This is a genomic window from Leptolyngbya sp. FACHB-36 (assembly GCF_014695955.1).
Taxonomy (GTDB): domain Bacteria; phylum Cyanobacteriota; class Cyanobacteriia; order Leptolyngbyales; family Leptolyngbyaceae; genus FACHB-36.
This window is the reverse complement of the sequence record NZ_JACJPG010000123.1, coordinates 1-2994: the sequence shown is the minus strand read 5'-3', so window position 1 is coordinate 2994 and position 2994 is coordinate 1. Positions and strand designations below refer to the sequence as shown.

General features: G+C 53.5%; 4 protein-coding genes. All 4 read right to left on the bottom strand.

The features are described 5' to 3' along the window. Positions 1-17 precede the first annotated feature (17 nt). Positions 18-725: an ATP-binding cassette domain-containing protein gene (locus tag H6F43_RS01730; protein WP_190340296.1), complete on the bottom strand. Its 708-nt coding sequence runs from the start codon at positions 723-725 to the stop codon at positions 18-20. A 171-nt stretch (positions 726-896) separates the two neighbouring features. Further along, positions 897-2048, bottom strand: a complete 1152-nt coding sequence (devC, locus tag H6F43_RS01725; protein ID WP_190340295.1) for an ABC transporter permease DevC — start codon at positions 2046-2048, stop codon at positions 897-899. After that, positions 2045-2437 (bottom strand): DUF3291 domain-containing protein, encoded by a 393-nt coding sequence (locus tag H6F43_RS01720; protein ID WP_190340294.1) that lies wholly within the window; start codon positions 2435-2437, stop codon positions 2045-2047. The genes devC and H6F43_RS01720 overlap by 4 nt, the downstream gene beginning before the upstream one ends. 53 nt (positions 2438-2490) lie before the next feature. Further along, the coding region (locus tag H6F43_RS01715) for an HlyD family efflux transporter periplasmic adaptor subunit (RefSeq protein WP_190340293.1) at positions 2491-2994 on the bottom strand (504 nt) is incomplete at its 5' end.

The window sequence follows — 2994 nt, the reverse complement described above, 5'->3', positions numbered from 1 at the left end:
CATTTCGTTAATTTGATTTATGCGGCTAGCTCCTGAATGTTAGACAGCAAGTATCCATCTTCCATCTGAACCAGACGATCGGCAATGTCCAAAATTCGATTGTCGTGCGTCACTAGCAGAATTGTGCAGCTCTGCTCTTTGGCGAGGTGCTGCATCAGTTCGACCACATCGCGCCCGGATTGCTTGTCTAGTGCTGCTGTTGGTTCGTCTGCCAGCACGATCGCCGGACGACTAACGAGGGCACGGGCGATCGCCACTCGCTGCTGTTGTCCACCGGATAGATTCTCTGGATAGTCGTTCACTTGCGCAGCTAGCCCTACAGCCGAAAGCATCTCAGCCGCCTGTTTCTGCGTCTGCTTGAACGGAATGCCGTGTAGCTCTAGAGGCAGTTGCACATTCTGCTGAGCTGTTAGCGATTCCAGCAAGTTGTGTGCCTGAAAGATATATCCAATGCGCCGTCTAGCCGCCACTAGTTGAGAGTTGGATGCGCCACAAAGCTCTTGTCCTAAAATTTGCAAACTGCCTGTTTGTGCGGATCTCAAACAGCCAATCAAACTTAGCAGGGTAGTTTTTCCGGACCCAGAAGGTCCAGTCATAATCACAATTTCACCTGTTTGAATCTGTAAGCTAATGTCAAATAAAACCTGTTTTCTCAGGTTGCCTTGACCGTAAAAATGATTCAAGTTTTCGATGACGATCGCGGCTTGAGGGTGCGATGATATCACTGTAGTTCTCCAGCAGTAGCAAATAGGAAATAGCGATTGGATCGACTACATTTCTGAGTTAAGATAGCTGCCAACCAACGATCGTTCTGCTGGCTGCACTCGTTGAGGACGCAGGGTATCGAGATTGACGAGTACGCCTTTTTGCGGCGCGGCGGCTACAATCTTTTTGTGCTAGAAACTATCAGCTGGGTCAGCCGATTGTAGTTTACGAATGGCGATCGCAGCAGAAATTGAGCACATCATCGCCGTCAGCGCCAGCACAAATCCCGCTCGTCCCAGCGTCATCACCATTGGCAGCAGCGTTGCCTGACGAGTCACTTGGTAGAAGCCCAGTGAAATCGCCAGTCCTGGTACAAACCCGATCGCCGCCAAAATCAGCGCCTCCTGAAACACTACAGCTAGCAGGTAGCGATCGCGGAAGCCAATAGCCTTTAGCGTTGCGTACTCCGGCATGTGATCCGACACGTCGCTGTAAAGAATTTGGTAAACGATGACCGCGCCGACGATGAAGCCAATCACCGCGCCCAAGTCAAACACGTAGCCGACGGGTGTGCTGGTATTCCAAAAGTTCTTCTCGCGGTCCATGAATTCCTGCTTCGACATGACTCGCACATCGTTAGGCAAGCCCGATCGCAGATTTGCCACCACCTGCGCCACATCGGCTCCCGGTTCTAGCTTGATCACGCCAACATCAATCAGTCCCTTTTGTCGTCGCTCTTGAAACAGCCGCAGAAAATTGATATCGCTCGTGATCAGAGTGCCGTTGATGCCAAAGGAGGTTCCCAACTTGAACAGTCCCACGACTTCAACTTGGCGGTTTTCCACTTCGGTTGTAAAGGCACCTTGACGAAACAGCGCCGGAACGGGTCCAAATTCTTTGCGGGCGCCTTCGTCGAACATTACCGTATCCGGCTGCTTGAGCGAGTTTAAATTCGCTTGAACTGGCGGCAGCAAAAGCACATTATCAGCAGGGTTGACCCCGATCGCGTACAGATTCCAAACCTGCTTATTTTCTGGATTCTTCCACTGCACCGGACCGAGATAGACCGGGCTGACCGATTGCACGCCTGCATAGCCCAACGCTTGATACAGCCGCCGCTCCGTAAAGCGATCAAGCGCAATGAGAGCTTTGTAGCGATCGCTGACGAGAAAAACATCGCCGTCCAAACTATTGTGTAGCTGCACCGCGCCATCGAATAGCGCACTGCGGAAGCCCATCTGCAAAAACATCAGCACATCGGCAAAGGCAATCCCAGCAATCGCGACGATCATGCGCGATCGTTCTTTCGTCAGTTGCAGCCACGCCAGCGGAATCCGTTTCATGCCTGAATCACTCCTGCGGCATGGGCAGTAGACGGATAGCGCAGGTTGTACATCCGACCGCTCTCTACCATGCGGCGTTCCGCCTCTTGCCACGTTGGCACTTCAGCACCGCCTTGTAGCCAGTGCACCGTTGATGCCTCATCACACCAGTGGATCAGCTTTGGCATCACGCGACCGTGTGATCCGCTGCGGATGTAAGCGCGCATAGCCGATTCGTCTTGCCAAACCGTCAGCGTCCAATACACATGGTTTGGCTGTCTCCGTGTGCTGGCGAATCGATTGCCCGATGCCCGTTTTGCCTGCCGCAGGCTAAGAATTGCTTCCCAAAGAAACGGCAGCAGAAAGCGCGAGGAGCGTAGCCGTAACCGAGTCACAGAAACGAATGCCATTGGAGTTCTCCTGACGATTAAATGAGTTGAAATCACAAGCGGACAGAAAATGGCTACAGGTCGATCGCCACTTTCACCTTCATGTTTGTCAGTCCTGCGACCCACTGGCTGTCGGCTGGATTGAGGCGAACCTTCACTTCCACAATTCGCGCATCGATCTCTGCGGCGGGGTCGGTGTTCAGCACATCTTTCTTGGCAACTTCCAGCCCGACTTCGTCCACAACTCCGCGTAGCGGAGATGCAAGACCACCGCTGATGCTGGTAATGGTGGCGGCTTGACCAAGACGAATTTTGGGTAAGTCAGTTTCATACACTTCGGCAACGGCAACCATCTGGCGGGTTTGCCCCAGCGAGACGATGCCTTTGTTGCCGTCCACGATTTCGCCGTCCCAGGTGTGAATCTTAAGAATTTGTCCGGCTCTCGGAGCGCGAATGTAGGCAAGATCGAGTTCGGCTTGGGCGTGGCGTACGGCGGCGATCGCGCTGTTCACGTCTGCCCGTGCCGCCTGCACATCCACCGGACGCACTTCCGCAATGCGATCGAGCGTTGCTTCGGC

Coding starts and splice junctions, on each gene's coding strand:
- devC (WP_190340295.1), bottom strand. CDS start 2,048: ATGAAACGGATTCCGCTGGCGTGGCTGCAACTGACGAAAGAACGATCG.
- H6F43_RS01720 (WP_190340294.1), bottom strand. CDS start 2,437: ATGGCATTCGTTTCTGTGACTCGGTTACGGCTACGCTCCTCGCGCTTT.